Annotated in this window: 19 protein-coding genes; 17 read left to right on the plus strand and 2 right to left on the minus strand. The window is 58.6% G+C overall.

What is annotated here, in order from left to right:
- The first annotated feature begins 407 nt into the window (after positions 1-407).
- Complete coding sequence (locus AAAC48_RS09175) at positions 408-944, plus strand: D-Ala-D-Ala carboxypeptidase family metallohydrolase (protein WP_340653886.1); 537 nt, start codon at positions 408-410, stop codon at positions 942-944.
- 274 nt (positions 945-1,218) lie between these two features.
- On the opposite strand, the gene AAAC48_RS09180 is transcribed toward AAAC48_RS09175, so the two are convergent.
- Complete coding sequence (locus AAAC48_RS09180; RefSeq protein WP_340653887.1) at positions 1,219-1,881, minus strand: YggS family pyridoxal phosphate-dependent enzyme; 663 nt, start codon at positions 1,879-1,881, stop codon at positions 1,219-1,221.
- A 137-nt stretch (positions 1,882-2,018) separates the two neighbouring features.
- Between AAAC48_RS09180 and leuS the strand changes: the two genes are divergently transcribed.
- The 11 genes from leuS (at position 2,019) to AAAC48_RS09235 (ending at position 13,732) form a co-directional block, all read left to right on the plus strand.
- Positions 2,019-4,637: a leucine--tRNA ligase gene (gene leuS, locus AAAC48_RS09185; RefSeq protein ID WP_340653888.1), complete on the plus strand. Its 2,619-nt coding sequence runs from the start codon at positions 2,019-2,021 to the stop codon at positions 4,635-4,637.
- Positions 4,624-5,199 (plus strand): LPS assembly lipoprotein LptE, encoded by a 576-nt coding sequence (gene lptE, locus AAAC48_RS09190; protein ID WP_340653889.1) that lies wholly within the window; start codon positions 4,624-4,626, stop codon positions 5,197-5,199. Before leuS ends, lptE begins: the two co-directional genes overlap by 14 nt.
- 9 nt (positions 5,200-5,208) lie before the next feature.
- A complete protein-coding gene (locus tag AAAC48_RS09195) occupies positions 5,209-5,466 on the plus strand; it encodes a hypothetical protein (protein WP_340653890.1) in 258 nt (85 codons plus the stop codon).
- Between the two features lie 558 nt (positions 5,467-6,024).
- The gene (gene tauA / locus AAAC48_RS09200) at positions 6,025-7,032 is read left to right on the plus strand and encodes a taurine ABC transporter substrate-binding protein (RefSeq protein WP_340653891.1); all 1,008 of its coding nucleotides are present in this window, start codon (positions 6,025-6,027) and stop codon (positions 7,030-7,032) included.
- Between the two features lie 77 nt (positions 7,033-7,109).
- A complete protein-coding gene (locus AAAC48_RS09205; RefSeq protein WP_340653892.1) occupies positions 7,110-7,883 on the plus strand; it encodes a taurine ABC transporter ATP-binding protein in 774 nt (257 codons plus the stop codon).
- On the plus strand, positions 7,880-8,737 hold the full coding sequence (locus tag AAAC48_RS09210) for an ABC transporter permease subunit (RefSeq protein ID WP_340653893.1): 858 nt from the start codon (positions 7,880-7,882) through the stop codon (positions 8,735-8,737). Before AAAC48_RS09205 ends, AAAC48_RS09210 begins: the two co-directional genes overlap by 4 nt.
- 212 nt (positions 8,738-8,949) lie before the next feature.
- Positions 8,950-9,906 (plus strand): aliphatic sulfonate ABC transporter substrate-binding protein, encoded by a 957-nt coding sequence (locus AAAC48_RS09215; protein ID WP_340653912.1) that lies wholly within the window; start codon positions 8,950-8,952, stop codon positions 9,904-9,906.
- A 19-nt stretch (positions 9,907-9,925) separates the two neighbouring features.
- Positions 9,926-11,089, plus strand: coding sequence for an FMNH2-dependent alkanesulfonate monooxygenase (ssuD, locus tag AAAC48_RS09220; protein WP_340653894.1), 1,164 nt, complete (start codon positions 9,926-9,928; stop codon positions 11,087-11,089).
- Complete coding sequence (locus AAAC48_RS09225) at positions 11,086-11,865, plus strand: ABC transporter permease subunit (RefSeq protein ID WP_340653895.1); 780 nt, start codon at positions 11,086-11,088, stop codon at positions 11,863-11,865. Before ssuD ends, AAAC48_RS09225 begins: the two co-directional genes overlap by 4 nt.
- A 9-nt stretch (positions 11,866-11,874) precedes the next feature.
- Positions 11,875-12,672, plus strand: coding sequence for an ATP-binding cassette domain-containing protein (locus AAAC48_RS09230; RefSeq protein WP_340653896.1), 798 nt, complete (start codon positions 11,875-11,877; stop codon positions 12,670-12,672).
- 49 nt (positions 12,673-12,721) lie between these two features.
- Positions 12,722-13,732, plus strand: a complete 1,011-nt coding sequence (locus AAAC48_RS09235; protein WP_340653897.1) for an isopenicillin N synthase family oxygenase — start codon at positions 12,722-12,724, stop codon at positions 13,730-13,732.
- A gap of 72 nt (positions 13,733-13,804) precedes the next feature.
- Here the strand turns inward: AAAC48_RS09235 and fsa are convergent, their stop codons facing one another.
- Positions 13,805-14,458, minus strand: coding sequence for a fructose-6-phosphate aldolase (fsa, locus tag AAAC48_RS09240; protein ID WP_340653898.1), 654 nt, complete (start codon positions 14,456-14,458; stop codon positions 13,805-13,807).
- 90 nt (positions 14,459-14,548) lie between these two features.
- Between fsa and AAAC48_RS09245 the strand changes: the two genes are divergently transcribed.
- The 5 genes from AAAC48_RS09245 (at position 14,549) to AAAC48_RS09265 (ending at position 20,403) form a co-directional block, all read left to right on the plus strand.
- Positions 14,549-16,732 (plus strand): primosomal protein N', encoded by a 2,184-nt coding sequence (locus AAAC48_RS09245; RefSeq protein WP_340653899.1) that lies wholly within the window; start codon positions 14,549-14,551, stop codon positions 16,730-16,732.
- Between the two features lie 41 nt (positions 16,733-16,773).
- Positions 16,774-17,163 carry a DUF4345 family protein gene (locus AAAC48_RS09250; RefSeq protein ID WP_340653900.1) on the plus strand — a complete coding sequence of 130 codons (390 nt, stop codon included), beginning with the start codon at positions 16,774-16,776 and terminating at the stop codon, positions 17,161-17,163.
- A gap of 247 nt (positions 17,164-17,410) precedes the next feature.
- A complete protein-coding gene (locus AAAC48_RS09255; RefSeq protein ID WP_340653901.1) occupies positions 17,411-17,971 on the plus strand; it encodes a F0F1 ATP synthase subunit delta in 561 nt (186 codons plus the stop codon).
- Positions 17,971-19,500: a F0F1 ATP synthase subunit alpha gene (gene atpA, locus AAAC48_RS09260; protein ID WP_340653902.1), complete on the plus strand. Its 1,530-nt coding sequence runs from the start codon at positions 17,971-17,973 to the stop codon at positions 19,498-19,500. Before AAAC48_RS09255 ends, atpA begins: the two co-directional genes overlap by 1 nt.
- A 21-nt stretch (positions 19,501-19,521) precedes the next feature.
- The gene (locus tag AAAC48_RS09265) at positions 19,522-20,403 is read left to right on the plus strand and encodes a F0F1 ATP synthase subunit gamma (protein WP_340653903.1); all 882 of its coding nucleotides are present in this window, start codon (positions 19,522-19,524) and stop codon (positions 20,401-20,403) included.
- Positions 20,404-20,420: the final 17 nt, after the last annotated feature.

Consider the following 20,420-nt stretch of genomic DNA (forward strand, 5'->3'; position numbering starts at 1 on the left):
CAGAACTTTTCCGGATCCTTGACGCTCTGCTTGTACCAGCTGAGATAGGTATCATTGTCGATGAGCGCGTTTTTTTTCGCGCTTGCCAGCACGGGATAAACCTTCTCGGACATCAATTTCCTCCAGAATCTGAATGGCGGGCCTCCACCCGAATACCTCCCGAGAGGGAGGCGGATCGCTCTCATTATCATCAAGCAAATCAATGCGTAAATACAGCAAATCGCCAGAAGTGAAAGGCGTTCAGTCGCGCAGTGCAACTGTGCGTTGTAATATACCGTTATATTTTGTCATGGAACCCGATCCATTTTGAACACATTTCGGCCTGAACGGTCGCTGCCTTGACTTGGGAGGACACATTAGGCGCGCCGCACAATCATAAAAGTCTGCGCCACACCAAGGATCGAAGAATGATAATTCAACCCTTGCGCAGCGTTGCGTCCCGCGCGAAATTTACGTCACTTGCCCTGATCGCACTTGCCCTGGCCATCCCGGCGCGCGCCGGCACTTTGCCCGAGCCTTCCAATCCGCAGGAACGCGTCGGTGCCCATGTTTTCGATGAGGAACACGCGCACCTCCTGAACGATTCGGTTTTCGACAAGATCAGCCCATTGGTGCTTGCCGCCATGCCGCGCGGCAAGGCCTATATCGACTATAAGGCGCCGTCGAAATGTGTTCCCGAACAGTTGAAGAACGTGCTCAATCGCGTTTCAGCCAAATACGGTCCGATCACTGTGAATTCGACGGTACGTACAAGAACGCGCAATCGCAATGTCGGCGGACGTGATCAGTCCTATCATTTGAGCTGCCAGGCCGTTGATTTCCGCGTGCATGGCGGAGCGTCGGGTCTGGTCAATTTCCTTTCTTCCAGCAAGGAAATCGGCGGGCTGAAGCACTATCCGGCGGGTTATTATCACATCGATACCGGACCGCGCCGCAGCTGGTGAGGCTAGAGCAGGTTTTGTCTATTTAGAGTTGTTCTGCCGGAGGGAATTAGGGACAAGGTCAAGGGGTTTGGCGAGGCCAATGTGGTTCATCGGACGAAGGCAAGGCCCGATGGGTTTGGCCCGAATTCACCCGGCACTTCGGGTTTCGGGCTGGCGGCCACCCACTTTGCCAGGCGGCATCGTCCGATGGATGGACATCGGCCTTGCCACCTTCCGCGTGGATTGACTCGCCATCCAGAGAAACGGAACCGGCTCTATATAGACAAAATTTGCTCTAGCGGCTGCCGAAGATGGCGGAGCCTACCCGGACCGAGGTGGCGCCGAAACCTATGGCAATCTCATAATCACTCGACATGCCCATGGAAAGCTTTTCGACATTGGCTTCGCGGGCGATCTTTTCCAGTAGCGCAAAATGCGGTCCGGGATTTTCGTCCACTGGCGGAATGCACATGAGGCCTTCGATGATGAGCCCATGCACGTTACGGCAGCGCGTGACAAAAGCCACGACTTCCTTTGGTTCAATTCCGGCCTTTTGCGGTTCAGCCCCAGTGTTCACCTGCACATAAAGCTTTGGAAAGCGGTTCTGCTTCTTCATTTCAAGGCTCAATGTGGCGGCGATTTTCTCGCGGTCGACGGTCTCTATGACGTCGAAGAGCGCGACGGCTTCCTGCGTCTTGTTGGATTGCAGCGGGCCGATCAGGTGCAATTCGATATCAGGGAAATCGGCGCGCAGGTACGGCCACTTCAGCTGCGCTTCCTGCACACGGTTCTCACCGAAAACGCGCTGGCCCGCTTCGATGACGGGCCGGATCGTGTCCGCCTCGAAGGTCTTGGAGACCGCGACGAGGGTCACTGAACCCTTCGTGCGATTGGCCTCGGCCTCGGCCTTGCTGATGGCGCTCTGGACGGCAAAAAGTTGATCAACGGCATTGGGCATGGCGCAGTTAAGTCCTATTTATGGTACACGAGCCTGTTTTCGCGGCTTCATTCAGCTTCAAATGGTTGACGGTTTCACCAATCCATGGTGAAGGTCGCGGCAAGAAATCCAGTATCCTTTGCAAGAGAATTCCGTTCATGGCAACCGAACGATACAATCCACGCGTAGCCGAAAAGCATTGGCAGAAGGTTTGGGACGACGCCAAACTTTTCGAAACGCCCAATGATGATCCGCGCGACCCGTACTACGTGCTTGAGATGTTCCCCTATCCATCGGGGCGCATCCATATGGGGCATGTGCGCAACTATGCCATGGGCGATGTCGTTGCGCGCTACAAGCGCGCCAAGGGCTTCAATGTGCTGCACCCGATGGGTTGGGATGCATTCGGCATGCCGGCGGAAAACGCGGCGATGCAGAACAAGGTCCATCCCAAGGCCTGGACTTATCAGAATATCGAGACCATGCGCAGCCAGCTGAAATCCATGGGTCTGTCGCTGGACTGGTCGCGTGAGTTCGCTACCTGCGACGTCGAATATTACCACCGCCAGCAGATGCTGTTCCTCGACTTTGTCGACAAGGGTCTGGTGACGCGCAAATCGTCCAAGGTCAATTGGGACCCGGAGGACATGACTGTCCTTGCCAATGAGCAGGTGATCGACGGTCGCGGCTGGCGTTCGGGCGCCTTGGTCGAGCAGCGCGAGCTGACGCAGTGGTTCTTCAAGATCACCGACTTCAACGAGGAATTGCTGAGCGCGCTGGACGGTCTAGACCAGTGGCCGGACAAGGTGCGGTTGATGCAGCGCAATTGGATCGGCAAGTCCGAGGGCATGCTGATCCGCTGGGCGCTGGATGAAAAGTCACATGTCGGCGGGGAAAGCGAGATCGAGGTCTATACAACGCGCCCCGATACGCTGTTCGGCGCGTCATTCATCGCAATTGCCGCGGACCATCCGCTGGCGAAGAAGGCGGCCGAGTCGAACCCGGCGCTGGCTGAGTTCAACGAGGAATGCCGCCACGCCGGAACATCGGTCGTTGCACTGGAGACAGCCGAGAAGAAGGGCTTCGATACGGGCCTGCGTGTCTTACATCCGTTTGATCCTGAGTGGAAGCTGCCGGTCTATGTGGCCAATTTCGTGCTGATGGATTACGGCACGGGCGCTATCTTCGGCTGCCCCTCGGGCGATCAGCGCGACCTCGATTTCGCAAACAAGTATGGTTTGCCGGTTGTGCCTGTGGTCATGCCCGCGGACGCAGATGCCGCAACGTTCCAGATCACCGAAACGGCTTATGTCGATGACGGCGTGATGATCAATTCGCGATTCCTCGACGGCCTGTCGCCTGCCGCGGCTTTTGAAGTCGTCGCAAACCTCCTGGAAAAGCAGACGCTCGGCAACCGGCTTCAGGGCGAGCGCAAGGTGAACTTCCGGTTGCGCGACTGGGGCATTTCGCGCCAGCGCTACTGGGGCTGCCCGATCCCGATGATCCATTGCGACGATTGTGGTGTGGTCCCTGTCCCGAAAGCCGACCTGCCGGTGAAACTGCCAGATGATGTCGAGTTCGACCGTCCGGGCAATCCGCTTGACCGCCACCCGACATGGCGCAACGTCAACTGTCCGCAATGCGGCAAGGCTGCGCGGCGTGAGACCGACACGATGGACACGTTCGTCGACTCGTCCTGGTACTTCGCCCGTTTCACCGCGCCTTGGGAAAACGAGCCGACCGATCCGAAGATCGCGAATCACTGGCTGCCCGTCGACCAGTATATTGGCGGTATCGAACATGCGATCCTGCACCTGCTCTATTCGCGCTTCTTCACGCGGGCGATGAAGGTTGCCGGTCATCTCGATATCAGCGAACCGTTCAAAGGCTTGTTTACGCAAGGCATGGTCGTTCACGAGACCTACAAGGGCAAGGACGGCTGGGTTACTCCGGCGGAAGTCCGGCTCGAAGAGGCCGATGGCAAGCGCCGTGCGATATTGATCGAGACCGGCGAGGAAATCGAAATCGGCTCGATCGAGAAAATGTCGAAGTCGAAGAAAAACGTCGTCGATCCGGACGATATCATCGCGTCCTACGGCGCCGATACCGCGCGCTGGTTCATGCTGTCCGATTCGCCGCCAGAACGTGATGTGATCTGGACGGAGGCCGGTGCCGAAGGTGCACATCGCTTTGTTCAGCGCGTGTGGCGGTTGATCTGCGAGGCTGCCGAAGTACTGCAAACTGTGGACGCCGCGCCGGCTCTTGAAGGGGAGGCGCTGCAGATTTCCAAAGCCGCGCACAAGACAGTCAAGGCAGTGGGCGAAGACATCGAAAAGTTGGCGTTCAACAAGGCTGTCGCCCGTCTTTACGAACTGGTGAACGTGCTTTCCGGTCCGTTGCAGAAGATTGCGGCCGGGGAGGCGGACAAGGCTTTGATCGCTGCATGCCGGGAAGCGACCGACATGCTGCTCGCCATGATTGCACCGATGATGCCGCATTTGGCTGAAGAGTGCTGGAAAGCGCTGAACGGCAGCGGACTGGTAGCGCATCGGGACTGGCCGACATACAACGAGACGTTGATTGTCGAGAACGATGTCACAATGCCGGTGCAGATCAATGGCAAGAAGCGCGGTGATTTGACAATTGCCCGCGATGCAGATCAATTGGCGGTCGAAAAAGCCGCCCTCGCGCTTGATTTCGTCAAGGCCGCGCTGAACGGCAATTCGCCGAAGAAAGTCATCATTGTACCGCAGAGGATCATCAATGTCGTTGCCTGATCGTTTTCAGCCGGTCCCCAAGCGTCTGTTGTCCGTCTGCGTTCTTGGAATGGCCCTGGTTGCTGGTGGCTGCCAGGTTAGACCGCTTTACTCTGATCCTGGCCCGGTTGGGAGCACCAGCGCTGGCGTAACCGGCAGCGTTCGCTCCAAACTCGCGAACATCTCGATCAGTCAACCTGCTGACCGCGTCAGCCAGGAAGTGCGCAACAATCTGATCTTCCTGTTCGGGGGCGGTGCGGGCGAGCCGGTCCACCCGGCCTATTCGCTGGCGCTCAGCGTCTATTCGCAGAATCTGTCGCTGGCACTGATCCAAAATGCGACCAATGATAAATCCGGCCAGCCGACAGCTGGCGAAATACGGATGACGGGCAACTATGTCTTGACGCGGCTTTCCGACGGTCAAGTCGTCGGCCGGGGAACTCGTATCGTCACGGCTGACTATGACGCGCCGAGGCAGCGGTTTGCAGTGGAAAGAGCTTATCGTGATGGGTACAACCGCGCCGCACGGGAGCTTGCAGAGGCGCTCAATCTCAGCGTGGCTCAAGACGCGTCGAAGTTCTGAGTTCAGGCCGTGCGTCTGACCTCGCTCGCGGCAATCGGTTACCGGTCGCTGCGTTCTATCCGGCTCGACATTGGCCGGCTTGCATTGTTCGCAGGCGAGAATGGCGTTGGAAAATCCAATCTGTATCGCGCCATGCAGCTGATAAAGGCTTCGGCGGAAGGGACGCTTTCCTACGAGATTGCGCGGGAGGGCGGCATGCAGTCGGCATTGTGGACCGGCCAACGCCGGTCTGGTCCGGTTCACAATGACCTTCTGCGCTGCCTTTGAGGACGACGCAACGGCAATCCGGTCGGGATATTCGGTCGAAACCGGTCTTGCGCCGAGCTATCAGGTCGAGGTTGGCCTGAGGCCGCCGGCCGCCGCGGGCTTTGCTTTCGAGCCGCAGATCAAGGACGAAACGCTGAACATTGATAGCGGCCGCAGACCCGTCGAAATGATGGGACGCAAGGGGTCGGCAGTGTTTGCGCGCGACGATTCAGGCGGCGCGTCGAGCACCCGGTCAAGCTGCTCGATTCCGAGACGGCGCTGGCAATTCTTGGCAGTTCCGGATGTTATCCGGAAATCGGCGATTTGCGTGCGACGGTTACTGCACGAATGCCCTGACTGTTATCAAGCAGGATGGCGCCACCTCCATCGAAGGCGTGAGACTTGATGGGAGTTTTGAAGAAGATTATCGGGCAGTTTTTCCTGTTTTTGACGAGTCGAGACCCTTTGCGAGAATTTATTTTCGGTTCATCGACAAAACTTGGCAGATCATAACTCTACAAGATCAGTAGAGATAGTCAGAGTTGGGCAATCATCAAACCAACAATCGTGGGATCAATAATGCTCAACCGGCGCCACATACTCATCGCGAGCACTGCCCTTATCGGCCTCGCTGCACTCGGATCCGCACAAGCGGGTGATTTGAAGATCACGATCGGCTACCAAACCGTGGTGGAACCGTCGAAGGTTCCGCAAGCGGACGGCGCTTACGAGAAAGCTACAGCCGCGAAAATCGACTGGCGGAAATTTGACTCCGGTGCGGATGTCATCGCAGCCGTGGCGTCGGGCTCCGTGGATATTGGCTATGTCGGTTCCAGTCCTCTGGCGGCAGCCGCCAGCCGCCAATTGCCAATCGAAACCATTCTTGTCGTCGGTTTGATTGGCGAGTCCGAAGCGCTGGTTGCCCGCAACGGCGCCAATGTGACCAAGATTGCTGATCTCTCTGGCAAGAAGGTTGCTGTTCCATTCGTTTCGACCACGCATTACAGCCTGCTGGCCGCCTTGAAGCATGAGGGCGTCGATCCGAAGACCGTCAACATCCTCAATCTGCGTCCGCCGGAAATCGCTGCAGCCTGGGAACGCGGTGACATCGATGCGGCCTATGTCTGGGATCCTGCGCTTGGCCAGATTCGCACCAGCGGCAAGGTGATCGTCGATTCTGCCAAGGTTGCCGCGTGGGGCGCTGCGACGTTCGATGCATGGATCGTGCGGACAGAGTTTGCCGAGGCGCATCCCGATGCAGTGCGCGACTTTGTCAAGGTCACGGGCAAGGCCTATGCGGATTATCTTGCCAAGCCTGACGCCTGGTCCGCTTCCTCGCCGCAGGCTGAAAAGATCAGCCGTCTGACCGGCGCGAAGGTGGATGAGGTGCCGGCACTGCTAAAGGGCTACGTCTTCCCGACATTGACCGAGCAGGCTTCCAGCAAATTCCTTGGCGGCGAGACAGTCAAGGCTGTCGCGGCCACCTCGGAATTCCTGAAGGAACAGGGAAAGATTGACGCGGTCCTGCCGGATTACAGCAAATACGTAACGGCAAAATATGTCGAAGCTGCTTTGGCATCGAACTGACGCCAAAATAGCGCAGAGGCGTTCGAGCGTCCCCCCGTTGTGGGGCCATGAACGCCGCCGTTCGAATGGATAAGACTATGCCCCATCTCAGCCTTGAACACGTCTCGGTGCAGTATGACGGGCAGCCGCAGCCTGCCGTTACCAACGCGTCCGTTTCGGTACAATCCGGGGAGTTTGTCGTGCTTGTCGGCCGCTCCGGTTGCGGCAAGACCACGCTTCTCAACACCGCGGCAGGCCTGATCGCGCCGACAGGCGGACGTGTCGCGGTCGATGGGATGCCGGTCACAGCGCCGGGCGCGGATCGCGCCATGGTATTTCAGAACGATGCCCTGTTTCCTTGGCTGAGCGCTCGGGAGAATGTGGGTTTTGCGCTCAAATTGCGTGGTGTCCCCTTGAAAGAACGCGACGCGGTTGCCGAAAGATTGCTTGCGCTGGTCAAGCTCGACGGTTTCGGCAGCAAATCGGTCTGGGAGTTGTCGGGCGGCATGCGGCAGCGCGTGGGCCTGGCCAGGGCGCTTGCAGCAGAACCGGCATTTCTGCTGATGGATGAACCGCTGGGGGCGCTCGATGCCCTGACGCGCGAGCGCATGCAGACCCTGCTTCTCGATCTATGGGCAGCCAATGATCTTGGTGTTCTCATGGTCACGCATGGCATCGATGAAGCCTTGTTATTGGCAACGCGTGTGGTTGTACTGGCTCCGGGGCCGGGGCGGATTGTCCACCAAATCGATGCCAATTTTGGACGGCGCTATGCGGCCGGAGAGACAGTTCCGGCGATCAAGGGTGATCCCGCATTTGCACTGGCGCGGGCGGAGCTTGAAGACTGGATTTTCGAAGGAGAAGCGGCATGACGCTCACCGCGCAAACAGAACGCAGCATCACGGCTGCGGCCTCGGGTAGCTCGGATCGATCGAATGCAAGGATCGCAACGGCCTCGCCTCTGACAACAACACGCGTAGTCAGCGCATTTACCATCCTGGTCTTCTTCCTGGCCTGGTCGGTGTCGGCACATTTCAAACTGGTCTCGCCGGTCTTTCTCCCGTCGCCGCAGGCGGTGCTGTGGAAATTCTACTCGGTTGCGACGACGGGCTTCGTCGATGCTACGCTCTGGCAGCATTTGAGCGCCAGCCTGTTCCGGGTCTTTGCCGCGCTGCTGTTCGCGCTTTTGGTTGCGATCCCCGTCGGCATCGCGATTGGCATCAGTGCTATCGGTCGGGGTATCTTTGACCCGATCCTCGAATTCTTGCGGCCCATTCCACCGCTCGCCTATCTGCCGCTGGTGATCATCTGGTTCGGCATTGGTGAGTCTTCAAAAATTCTGGTGATTGCGATTGCCATGCTGGCGCCCATCGCCATTTCAACGGCGTCCGGTGTCAGGGGCGCGTCCGTCGAGCGCATCAATGCGGCGCGTGCGCTCGGGGCCACCCGGGTTCAGGTTGTGCGCTATGTGATCCTGCCGAGCGCCACTCCGTCCATCCTGACCGGTCTACGCATAGCGCTTGGTACGGGGTGGACAACACTTGTTGCAGCCGAACTCGTTGCGGCAACGCGCGGCCTCGGCTTCATGATCCAGTCTGCGGCGCAGTTCCTGGTTACGGACGTGGTCATCATGGGAATTTTCGTTATCGCCATCATTGCCTTCATTCTGGAAATCGGCATCCGGCGGGTGGAGCGGCTGCTTGTACCCTGGTCGGGGCGGGAATAAAGCGCCCCGGCGCCAGCAATCAATACTAAAGGATAAAGCGAATCTTTTTCGTTTTGCGTGGGCTTGGGGTGGGGCAAGAAAACTAATCCTGCTACCCAAGATTCTATGAAATTTCTTTTCTCTATAAGATTGGTCGAGTTAACTAGCATTGGTTCAATTCCCGATCGGGCGGGAAGTTTGTGATCAACAAAGCCCGCATCGTCGAGGGGACCATGTCCACACTGACACGCAGAGCATTTGGCGCGGCCCTTCTTGCTGCCGCAGCTTTTGCCACCAGCATTTCCTACGCCGCGCTGCCACTGGCGGAACTCAAGATCGGTTACCAGAAGACGGGCTTGCCCGTTGTCGCGCGACAACAAGGGGTCATCGAAAACGCACTTGAATCCAAGGGTATCACGGTCAAATGGGTGGAATTCACGGCAGGACCACCGCTGGTCGAAGCGCTCAATATCGGCAGCATCGATGTCGGTTGGGTCGGCGATGCGCCCCCCATTTTCGGTCAGTCCGCGGCATCAGCCATTGTCTATGCCGCAGCGCTCGCGCCAAACGGCAAGGGTGAAGCGATTTTCGTCAAGCCTGGGTCGCCGATCCAGTCCCTCGCCGATTTGAAGGGCAAGAAGATCGGTGTCGGCAAGGGCACAAGCGCGCATAATCTTCTGATTGCGGCGCTGGAAAAAGCCAAGGTTGGCTTTGACGAAATCACACCGGTGTATCTCAGTCCCGCCGATGCGGCCGCTGCCTTCGCCAGCGACAAGATCGATGCGTGGGCGGTCTGGGATCCATTCTTCGCCATTGCCGAGACACGCTATAATCCGCGCATCCTGGCGCGCAGCAGCGACGTTCTTGATGTCCAAACCTACTTCATCGCCAATCGCAACTTTGCGGCCAAGCACCCGGAAATCGTGACGACGACGATCGGTGCTCTGAAGGATGCGGCCACGTGGGCCAATGCCAACAAGGACAAGGTAGCGGAAGCCTTGCACGAAGTAACCGGCGTGCCGCTGGATGCACAGATGCTTGCTGCCGATCGTTCCGTCTTCAGCGTAGGGCCGGTCACGCCGGAAATCATCGCGCACCAGCAGGAAACGGCTGACCGTTTTTTCAAGCTGAAGCTCATTCCCAATGCCATCAAGATTTCGGATGCCGTGTGGACGGCGCCAAGCAACTGACCAGACTGGAAACATGCCTATGACACAGCCAGCAAACAATTCTCCGCTCGATTTCTTCTGGTTCATTCCCACGCACGGTGACGGCACCTATCTTGGGTCGGAACGCCAGCAGCGCCCGCCGGAATTCGCCTATTTCCGTGAAGTCGCTCAAGCGGTTGACCGGCTCGGTTTTCCGGGCGTGCTGCTGCCAACGGGGCAGGCCTGCGAGGATTCGTGGATCACGGCAGCGGGCCTTGCTGCCCATACGGAGCGGCTGAAGTTTCTTGTTGCGCTCCGCCCCGGCGTCACATCGCCGGTCTTTGCTGCTCGCCAGACGGCGGCGCTCGACCGGCTGAGCAATGGGCGCCTGCTGCTCAATGTCGTCGTCGGCGGTAATCCGACCGAGCTCGCCGGAGATGGCGTGTTCCTGCCGCATGATGAGCGCTACGAACAGGCCGCGGAGTTCCTGAAAATCTGGCGTGATCTCGTATCCGGCGAGACGGTGAACTTCGACGGCAAGCATTACCGCGTCGAGAATGGCCGGCTCGACCTTCTGCCAGCGCAGGAGCGGCCACAGCTCTATTTTGGCGGTTCCTCCGATGCGGGACAGGATCTCGCCGCCAAGCAGGTGGACATGTACCTGACCTGGGGTGAACCGGTGACGCAGGTCGCCGAGAAGATCGAGCGTGCGCGCAAGAAGGCGGCGCTCAGGGGACGCAAGCTGCGCTTCGGCATTCGCCTGCATTTCATCGTTCGCGAAACCGAGGACGAGGCCTGGGCAGCGGCCGACCGGTTGATCAGCAGGATCACCGACGAGCAGATCGAAATCGCGCAAGCGCGGTTCCTCAAGGAGATGGACTCCGTCGGGCAGCGCCGTATGGCGGAGCTGCATGGCGGACGCCGTGACAAGCTCGTGGTTTCCCCCAATCTTTGGGCGGGTGTAGGGCTGGTACGCGGCGGCGCAGGAACGGCGCTTGTCGGTTCGCCGGAAAGTATCGCTGCACGCATCTGCGAGTATCAGGCGGTGGGCATCGATACGATCATAGGGTCGGGCTACCCGCATCTCGAGGAAGCATACCGCGTCGCCGAATTGCTGTTCCCGCAGCTTGGTCTCGGTACCAAGCGCAGTGCACCGCGCGAAGTGATAGCAAACGAGTTTTCCGTCGGCTTTCATGGTGCCAAACGCTTGCAGGCTTCCTCATGAGCAGGGCGCTTCGCTCAATTGGGCGCAGTTCGCTGGGGTGGTTGTTGCCGGCGCTGCTGCTCGCCGGCTGGGAGGGCGCGTCACGGGCAGGGCTGATCCCGTCCAACGTGCTGCCCGCCCCGTCGGCCGTCGGCGAGGCATTCTGGAAGCTGTTATGGTCGGGTGAACTCATCGAGAATATCCGGATCTCTACACTCCGCGCTTTGAGTGGGTTTGTAATAGGCGGCGCTATCGGCTTTGCGCTTGGCCTTGCCAACGGCCTGTCTGCGCTCAGCCGCGAATTGACCGACACGACCTTGCAAATGGTCCGCAATATTCCGCATCTGGCGCTGATCCCACTGGTGATCCTGTGGTTCGGCATAGACGAGGAAGCAAAGCTGTTTCTCGTCGCACTCGGTGTATTTTTCCCGATCTACGTAAATACACTGCTTGGCATCCAGGGTGTCGATCCACAACTGGTCGAGATGGGCCGCATCTATGGCATGTCGCGCAGGGAGCTGTTTGCACGGGTTATTCTGCCGGGAGCGCTGCCGTCTATCTTCGTCGGCCTGCGCTATGGGCTTGGCATCATGTGGCTGACGTTGATCGTCGCAGAAACCATCTCGGCGTCATCGGGTCTCGGCTATATGGCGATGCAGGCGCGCGAGTTTCTGCTGATCGACGTTGTTGTCCTTTCCATATTGATCTATGCGCTCCTCGGGAAGCTGGCGGACTCGCTGGCGCGGTTCCTCGAGCGCATTTCACTGCAATGGCACCCTGCATTCCAAACCACTTAAGGAACCAAGATGACCGCAGCGACCATCACGGCCCGTCAATCTTTCGCCGCACCCACAGGAGCCTACGCGCCGGAGCGCGGCGCAGGCAAGCTTGCGTTTTCCTTTCGCAATGTGGCGAAACAGTTTGGCGGCAAGGCGGTGTTGCAGAGGATCAACCTCGACGTGCAAGAGGGGCAGTTTGTTGCGGTTATCGGCAAGAGCGGTTGCGGCAAGAGTACGCTGTTGCGGCTGCTTGCCGGGCTCGACAAGCCGACTTCTGGCGAGCTTGTTCAGGGCGCCGGAACGACTGACCAGAAACGCACGCGCATCATGTTCCAGGAGCCGCGGCTCCTGCCTTGGGCGCGGGTGATTGCCAATGTCGAGGTGGGGCTTACCAGCATAGAGAAGGGTGAGGCTGCGCGCAAGCAAAGCCTCGAAATCCTGGCGGAAGTTGGTCTGGCCGATCGTGGCGGCGAGTGGCCGGCGGTTCTGTCGGGCGGGCAACGCCAGCGAGTCGCGCTGGCGCGCGCTCTGGTCGGGCATCCGTCCATATTGGCGCTCGACGAACCCCTTGGGGCCCTGGATGCGCTGACGCGTATCGAGATGCAGCAACTTCTGGAGCGTATCTGGCTTGCCAAGAAATTCACCGCGGTGCTGGTAACCCACGATGTCACCGAGGCGGTGGCGCTCGCCGACCGTGTCGTCGTCATCGATAGCGGCAGGATCGCCCTCGATCTGGCTATTTTGGTGGAGCGGCCGCGCCGCCATGCGTCACCGGAGCTTGCATTTTTCGAACGCCAGATTCTCGATCAGCTCTATAATCGCTGATGCGCACGAGCCGGTGCAGCGGCATGCATTGCGATGGAGAATGATTGGAATGGATGATTTGCCCAACAACCTCAGCCTGCCGACCCTTGATTTTTCGCGCTACCGTGACCCGGCAGAACGCGAGAGCTTCTTTGAAGATTTGCGCCACGCCGCGCGCACCTTCGGTTTCTTCTATCTGAGTGGGCATGGTGTTTCGGAAAAGCTGCAACGGGATATTGTTGCGATCTCCAAGACGTTCTTTGCCTTGCCGGAAGAGGAAAAGCTCGCTGTGGAAATGATCCATTCGCCGCACTTTCGTGGCTATACACGTGCTGGCTGGGAGCGGACAAAGGGGCAGGCGGACTGGCGCGAACAATTCGACGTCGGTGCGGAGAGGTTTCCCATCACGCAGAGCGCGACAACCGATCCGTGGTCGCGTCTGCAGGGCCCGAATCAATGGCCGGAAGCCTTGCCCGACCTGAAACCGATCGTCCTCGAATGGCAGAGCGAATTGACGCGGTTGGCGATCGAATTGCTGCAGGCTTTCGCGTTGGCGCTCGGGCAGGACAGGGAAATTTTCAAGCCGATCTATCAGGATGCGCCAAATCAGCATTTGAAGATCATCCGCTATCCCGGCCGTGATGCGACGGGCAGCGACCAGGGTGTTGGTGCGCACAAGGACAGCGGATTTCTGACACTGCTATTGCAGGATGTACAGGGCGGTTTGCAGGTGCAAAAGGACGGTGGCTGGATCAATGCGAGGCCAGTTCCTGGAACCTTCGTCATCAATATTGGTGAGATTCTCGAACTTGCGTCGAATGGCTATCTGAAGGCAACGGTCCATCGCGTGGTGACACCGCCCTCAGGTAAGGATCGCCTGTCAGTGGCCTTCTTTTTTGGCGCCGATCTGAACGCCAATGTGCCGCTCCTGAAATTGCCGCCCGATCTTGCACACGAGGCAGGTGGTACCGATACCGACCCGGATAATCCGTTGTTCCGGGAAGTCGGCCGGAACTACCTGAAAGGCCGTCTGCGTTCGCATCCGGATGTGGCGCGACGTCACCATTCCGATTTGCTCTAGGTTCGCTCTAACGAATCGCCCGCCAGCCTCGAAGGGTGGCGGGCGATTTTACCAAGCTTGCAGTTTCAGCAATCAGGCGATTGACTGACCCGTCTTCGCCCAATCGGCGAGGAAGGCCTCGAGGCCCTTGTCGGTCAGCGGATGCTTGACCAGAGCCCTAAGCGTTGCCGGCGGTGCGGTTATGACGTCGGCGCCGATCAAGGCAGCTTGCTTGACGTGATTGACCGTACGGATCGAAGCGGCAAGGATCTCAGTCTTGTAATCGTAATTGTCATAGATGGTGCGGATTTCGGAAATCAGCTCCATGCCATCAATGCCGATATCGTCAATACGCCCGATGAAGGGCGAGATGAAGGTCGCGCCGGCCTTGGCGGCAAGCAGCGCCTGGTTGGCGGAGAAGCACAGCGTCACGTTGACCAGGTGGCCGTCGGAGCGGAGTGCCTTGCAAGCCTTCAAGCCATCGAGGGTCAGCGGCACCTTGATGCAGATATTGTCAGCGATCCGGGCGAGCACCGCAGCCTCTTTCATCATTTGCTCGTATTCAGTCGCGGTGACTTCAGCGGAAACTGGACCCTTGACGATGCTGCAGATTTCCTTGGTGACTTCGATGATGCTACCGCCAGATTTCAAGATCAGCGACGGATTGGTGGTCACGCCGTCCAGCAATCCGAGATCATTGAGTTCGCGGATTTCCTTTACGTCGGCGGTATCGACAAAGAATTTCATCGGAGCAGTCCTTCCTAAAATGACAGATGGGATATTTCTCCCGGAAAGTGGCTTTTCTTTAGCTCAAAGCCACGGCAAGGTCACGCCTATATGAGCCAGGATTCGTTCATCCCGCAAAAAATAGTTCCGGTGCTTGTGCCGATGCCGGCCGAGCGGCCCTATAGCTATGCCGTGCCGGATGGCATGGACGTGCAAGCCGGGTCGATTGTGCGGGTGCCGCTTGGACCGCGCGAGGTGGCTGGCATTGTCACAGAGGGTTCGACCGACTCGATCGACGCCAAGAAGTTGCGGCCGATTTCCGAACTTTTCGATTGCCCGCCAGTCGATGACGGCATGATGCGCTTCATGCGCTTTGCCGCCGATTATACGATCTCGCCGCCCGGCATGGTGGCACGCATGGTGCTGCGCGTGCCGGCTGCCTTCGATCCTGAGCCTCCAGTGCCGGGCCTGCGATTTTCTGGCCGCGAGCCTGACCGCATGACCAGTGCGCGCGCTAGAGTGTTGGAGCTTGCCGAAGATGGCATGGCATGGACACGAACTGGCCTTGCCCACGCAGCGGGTGTTTCGGCAACCGTCATTGACGGGCTCTCGGCGCAGGGTGTTTTCGAGCAGGTGATGATTCCGGCGCGTCCCGTTGTGGCTGCACCGGATATCCACTATGCGAAAGCGGCCTTGTCAGGCGATCAAACCCTAGCGGCAGAACAGCTCGTCGAGGCGGTTGCCGCGGATGAATTTTCGGTTTCGCTGCTCGATGGCGTTACCGGTTCCGGCAAGACGGAAGTCTATTTCGAAGCGGTGGCCAAGGCGATCGAAAAGGGCAAGCAGGTGCTCATCTTGCTTCCCGAAATCGCGCTGACCCAGCAATTCCTCGACCGCTTCCACGACCGCTTCGGTTCGAAACCGGCCGAATGGCATTCTGACCTTGCGCCGCGAACGCGCGAGCGCGTGTGGCGGCAGGTGATGGAGGGCCAGGTCAGGGTCGTTGCCGGGGCACGGTCAGCGCTGTTCCTGCCGTTCCAGGACCTTGGCTTGGTTGTTGTCGATGAAGAGCATGATCCCGCCTACAAGCAGGAAGACCGCGTCTTCTACAATGCGCGCGACATGGCAGTGGTGCGCGGGCATATCGGCAATTTCCCGGTCGTGCTTGCGTCCGCAACACCGTCGATCGAGAGCCAGGTCAATGCTCAACAAGGCCGATACAAGCGTATCCGGTTGACGGGCCGTTATGCCGAAGCGGCAATGCCTGATCTCAAATCGATCGACATGCGGCGTTCGCCGCCGCGACCCGGCGGGTTCCTGTCGCCCGCATTGGTCGAGGCGATCAACCAGACGTTACAGCGCGAGGAACAATCGTTGCTGTTTCTCAACCGTCGCGGTTATGCGCCGCTTACGCTATGCCGTGTTTGCGGCCACCGGTTCCAGTGTCCGGACTGTTCAAGCTGGCTGGTCGAGCATCGCTTTCGGGGCCAGCTGGTTTGTCATCAATGCGGGCATCACGAGGCGCGGCCAGAGGCCTGTCCATCTTGCGGCACACTCGATCATCTGGTTGCTTGCGGCCCGGGTGTCGAGCGCATAGCCGAAGAGGTGGAAACGACGTTCCCCGATGCGCGGATTATCGTGCTGTCATCGGACCTGATGGGTGTCAAAAGGCTTCGGCTCGAGCTCGATGCGATTGCGCGCGGCGAAGCGGACATCATCATCGGCACGCAGCTTGTCGCCAAGGGACATAACTTTCCCAACATGACGCTGGTCGGGGTCGTCGATGCGGATCTCGGCCTTGCCAATGGCGATCCGCGTGCAGCGGAGCGCACATTCCAGCTTCTCAGCCAGGTGACCGGGCGTGCAGGACGCACCGGCAAAAAGAGCCTCGGGCTGTTACAGACCTATCAGCCGGATCATCCCGTGATGCGGGCGATTGTCTCGGGCGATGCGAAGGCTTTCTACGAGCGTGAGATCGAAGAACGCGAGCGCTCCGGACTGCCACCATTCGGGCGGCTGGCTTCGCTGATCATCTCGGCGGCAACGCGCTCCGAGGCGGAGAACCATGCGCGTGCCCTGCGCCGCGCCGCGCCCGCATCGCAGCAGATCAGTGTGCTGGGCCCGGCGGAGGCGCCTCTTGCACTTGTCCGTGGCCGCCACCGTTTCCGGCTTTTGATCCACGGTACACGCAAGGCTGACCTACAGGGTTTTATCCGCGCCGTACTGGCGGCGGGGCCAAAAGAACGGGGATCAGTGCGCGTTCAGGTTGATATCGATCCGCAAAGCTTTCTATAAGCAATTTGTCTATGTGGTTAACGTGGTAGGGCAGGGAAATCATGGAACTCTATTGGCCGGCCAGTACAGGTGAATGGATGGCGTGGTCATCCGGCGTGATCACCGTCATCTTCGGACTGATCCTGTTTTTCGCGCCACGTGTAGCGCTGAGAATCCTGAGGTTGCAGACCAAGCCGGAGCGGCCGGAAGCCCTGTCCGAAATCCGGGCCACGTTTGCCGGGTTCTATCTCGGCCTCGGCCTCAGCGCCCTGATTTTTGCGCAGCCATTTCTCTGGATCGCGCTTGGCGTCTCGTGGGGTTTTACTGTCTTCGGCCGGCTTATCTCGATGATGTCAGACCGGGGAAATACGCTTTACAACTGGATATCCGTCATCATCGAACTCGCGCTGGCTGCAGGCCCGCTTCTTTTCGCATTTGGCTTTGTTGCATAGGTCATTTCTGCATTACTGGAATCCGTAAGTCATAATTATCCAAAGCTGCGGCGATTCTGCCGCCTGTTTTAGCGGATTCGCGTGTTGCGAGTCCTGTCTTCCTATGCTAGACGGCATTCAAATCTCGTCGGAGGCGGCTCTCGGGTTGTGTCCAAGGCGGTAAAAAAATCAATAATGCCAAAGATTTGACCGAAAAATTCCTTCCGGTTTCCTGATTTTTGGCTCCAACGCAGAGAGCTTGTCGTTCGTGGCAGAAACTTCGTCGCTCATATCCGGTGTTGCCCAGCGTTATGCAGGTTCGTTGTTCGACCTCGCATTGGAAGCGAATTCGCTTGCTGAGGTCGAAAACAATCTCGGCGCGTTCGAGGCTCTCGTCAATGGCAGCGCCGATCTGAAGCGGCTGATCGCCAGCCCGGTTTTTTCGTCGGACGATCAGGTCAAGGCGATTTCCGCCATCCTGACCAAGGCCAAGATTGGCGGTCTCGTCGGTAATTTCCTGCGCGTCGTCGCGCAGAACCGCCGCCTTTTCGCAGTGCCTGCCATGATCCAGTCATTCCGCCAGATCGCCGCCGAACATCGCGGCGAGATGACGGCCGAAGTTACTTCTGCACATGCCCTGGCGGCAGCGCAGCAAACAGAATTGAAGGCCACGCTGAAAAGCGTCGCCGGCAAGGACGTGACAATCAATGTCACCGTTGATCCGTCGATCCTTGGAGGTCTCATCGTCAAGTTGGGGTCCCGCCAGATCGACACTTCACTTCGCACAAAACTTTCTTCGCTTAAGCTTGCACTGAAAGAGGTCGGCTGATGGACATCCGCGCCGCGGAAATTTCCGCAATCCTGAAAGAGCAAATCAAGAATTTCGGCCAGGAGGCAGAAGTCTCCGAAGTCGGTCAGGTTCTGTCCGTCGGTGACGGTATTGCTCGTGTATATGGTCTGGACAATGTTCAGGCTGGTGAAATGGTCGAATTCCCGGGCGGTACCCGCGGCATGGCCTTGAACCTCGAAAGCGACAACGTCGGCGTTGTTATTTTCGGTTCGGACCGTGACATCAAGGAAGGCGACACCGTCAAGCGTACCGGCGCCATCGTTGACGTCCCTGTCGGCAAGGAGCTGCTTGGCCGCGTTGTTGACGCGCTCGGCAATCCGATCGACGGTAAGGGTCCGATCAAGGCATCGCAGCGCGCACGCGTTGACGTCAAGGCGCCGGGCATCATCCCGCGCAAGTCGGTGCATGAGCCGATGTCGACCGGCCTCAAGGCCATCGACGCCCTGATCCCGGTTGGCCGCGGTCAGCGCGAGCTGGTCATTGGCGATCGTCAGACCGGCAAGACCGCGATCATTCTTGATACTTTCCTTAATCAGAAGCCAGCTCACGATGCTGGAAACGAGAGCGACAAGCTGTATTGCGTCTATGTTGCTATCGGCCAGAAGCGTTCGACTGTAGCGCAGTTCGTCAAGGTTCTTGAAGAACGCGGTGCGCTCGAATATTCGATCATTATCGCTGCTACGGCTTCCGATCCTGCTCCGATGCAGTATCTCGCACCGTTCGCCGGTTGCACGATGGGCGAATATTTCCGCGACAACGGCATGCATGCGTTGATCGGTTATGACGATCTGTCCAAGCAGGCCGTGGCTTACCGCCAGATGTCGCTGCTGCTGCGCCGCCCGCCGGGCCGCGAAGCTTATCCGGGCGACGTTTTCTATCTGCATTCCCGCCTGCTCGAGCGTTCCGCCAAGCTCAATGACGACAATGGTGCCGGTTCACTGACTGCGCTGCCAGTCATCGAAACCCAGGCGAACGACGTTTCGGCCTATATTCCGACCAACGTGATCTCGATCACCGACGGCCAGATCTTCCTCGAGACCAACCTGTTCTATCAGGGTATCCGTCCGGCCGTTAACGTCGGTCTTTCGGTTTCCCGCGTTGGTTCTTCTGCGCAGATCAAGGCGATGAAGCAGGTTGCCGGCTCCATCAAGGGTGAACTTGCACAGTACCGCGAAATGGCGGCCTTCGCACAGTTCGGTTCCGACCTCGATGCCTCGACACAGCGTCTGCTTAACCGCGGTGCACGTCTGACTGAGCTTCTGAAGCAGCCGCAGTTCTCGCCGCTGAAGACGGAAGAGCAGGTTGCGGTGATCTTCGCCGGCGTCAATGGCTATCTCGACAAGCTTGCGGTCAACCAGGTTGGCAAGTTCGAACAGGGCCTGCTCACATGGCTGCGCACCGAGAACAAGGACGTTCTCGACGCGATTGCCAAGGAAAAGCAGCTTAGCGACGATGTCAAAGGCAAGCTCAAGGCGGCAGTTGACGCCTTTGCCAAGTCTTTCGCTTAAAACCACTGACGGGATGAACGGATGCCTTCGTTAAAGGATCTGAGAAACCGGATCGCCTCGGTCAAGGCGACGCAGAAAATCACCAAGGCGATGCAGATGGTCGCCGCGGCGAAGCTGCGTCGTGCGCAAGAAGCTGCGGAAGCCGCACGCCCTTACTCGCAGCGCATGGCTGCTGTTCTGGCGAATATAGCCTCCAATGTGGACGAAGGCGATGACGCGCCGCTGCTGATGAGCGGAACCGGCAAGGACGATGTGCATCTGCTCGTCGTCTGCACCTCCGAGCGTGGCCTTTGCGGCGGCTTCAACGCGCAGATCGCGCGTCTGGCCCGTGAACATGCCCGCCGGTTGATCGCTGACGGCAAGACCGTGAAGATCATCACTGTCGGCAAGAAGGGCGCGGACATCCTGCGTCGCGATCTTGGCAGGCACATCATCGACCATGTCGATCTGCGTGACGTGAAGCAGCTTGGTTTTGTCAATGCCGACCAGATTGGCCACAAGATCATTGCCCTCTTTTACGAAGGCGCGTTCGACGTTGCCACGCTGTTCTACTCGGAATTCAAGTCGGTGATTTCGCAGATCCCGACCGCACAGCAGCTGATCCCGGCAAATTCCATCAGCGATGCTGAACCGGAAAGCGCTGGCGATGCGGTATATGAATATGAGCCGGATCCGGCATCCATCTTGGGTGATCTGATCCCGCGCAATATTTCCGTCCAGGTTTTCCGCGCTCTCCTTGAAAACGCGGCGTCGGAACAGGGTGCGCGCATGTCCGCCATGGACAACGCAACCCGCAATGCCGGTGACATGATCAACAAGCTGACAATGTCGTACAACCGCCAGCGTCAGGCCCAGATCACCAAAGAACTGATTGAAATCATTTCGGGCGCGGAAGCGCTCTAATCGCGAAGGTAAGGATC

Source organism: Phyllobacterium sp. (assembly GCF_037994405.1).
GTDB lineage: Bacteria > Pseudomonadota > Alphaproteobacteria > Rhizobiales > Rhizobiaceae > Phyllobacterium.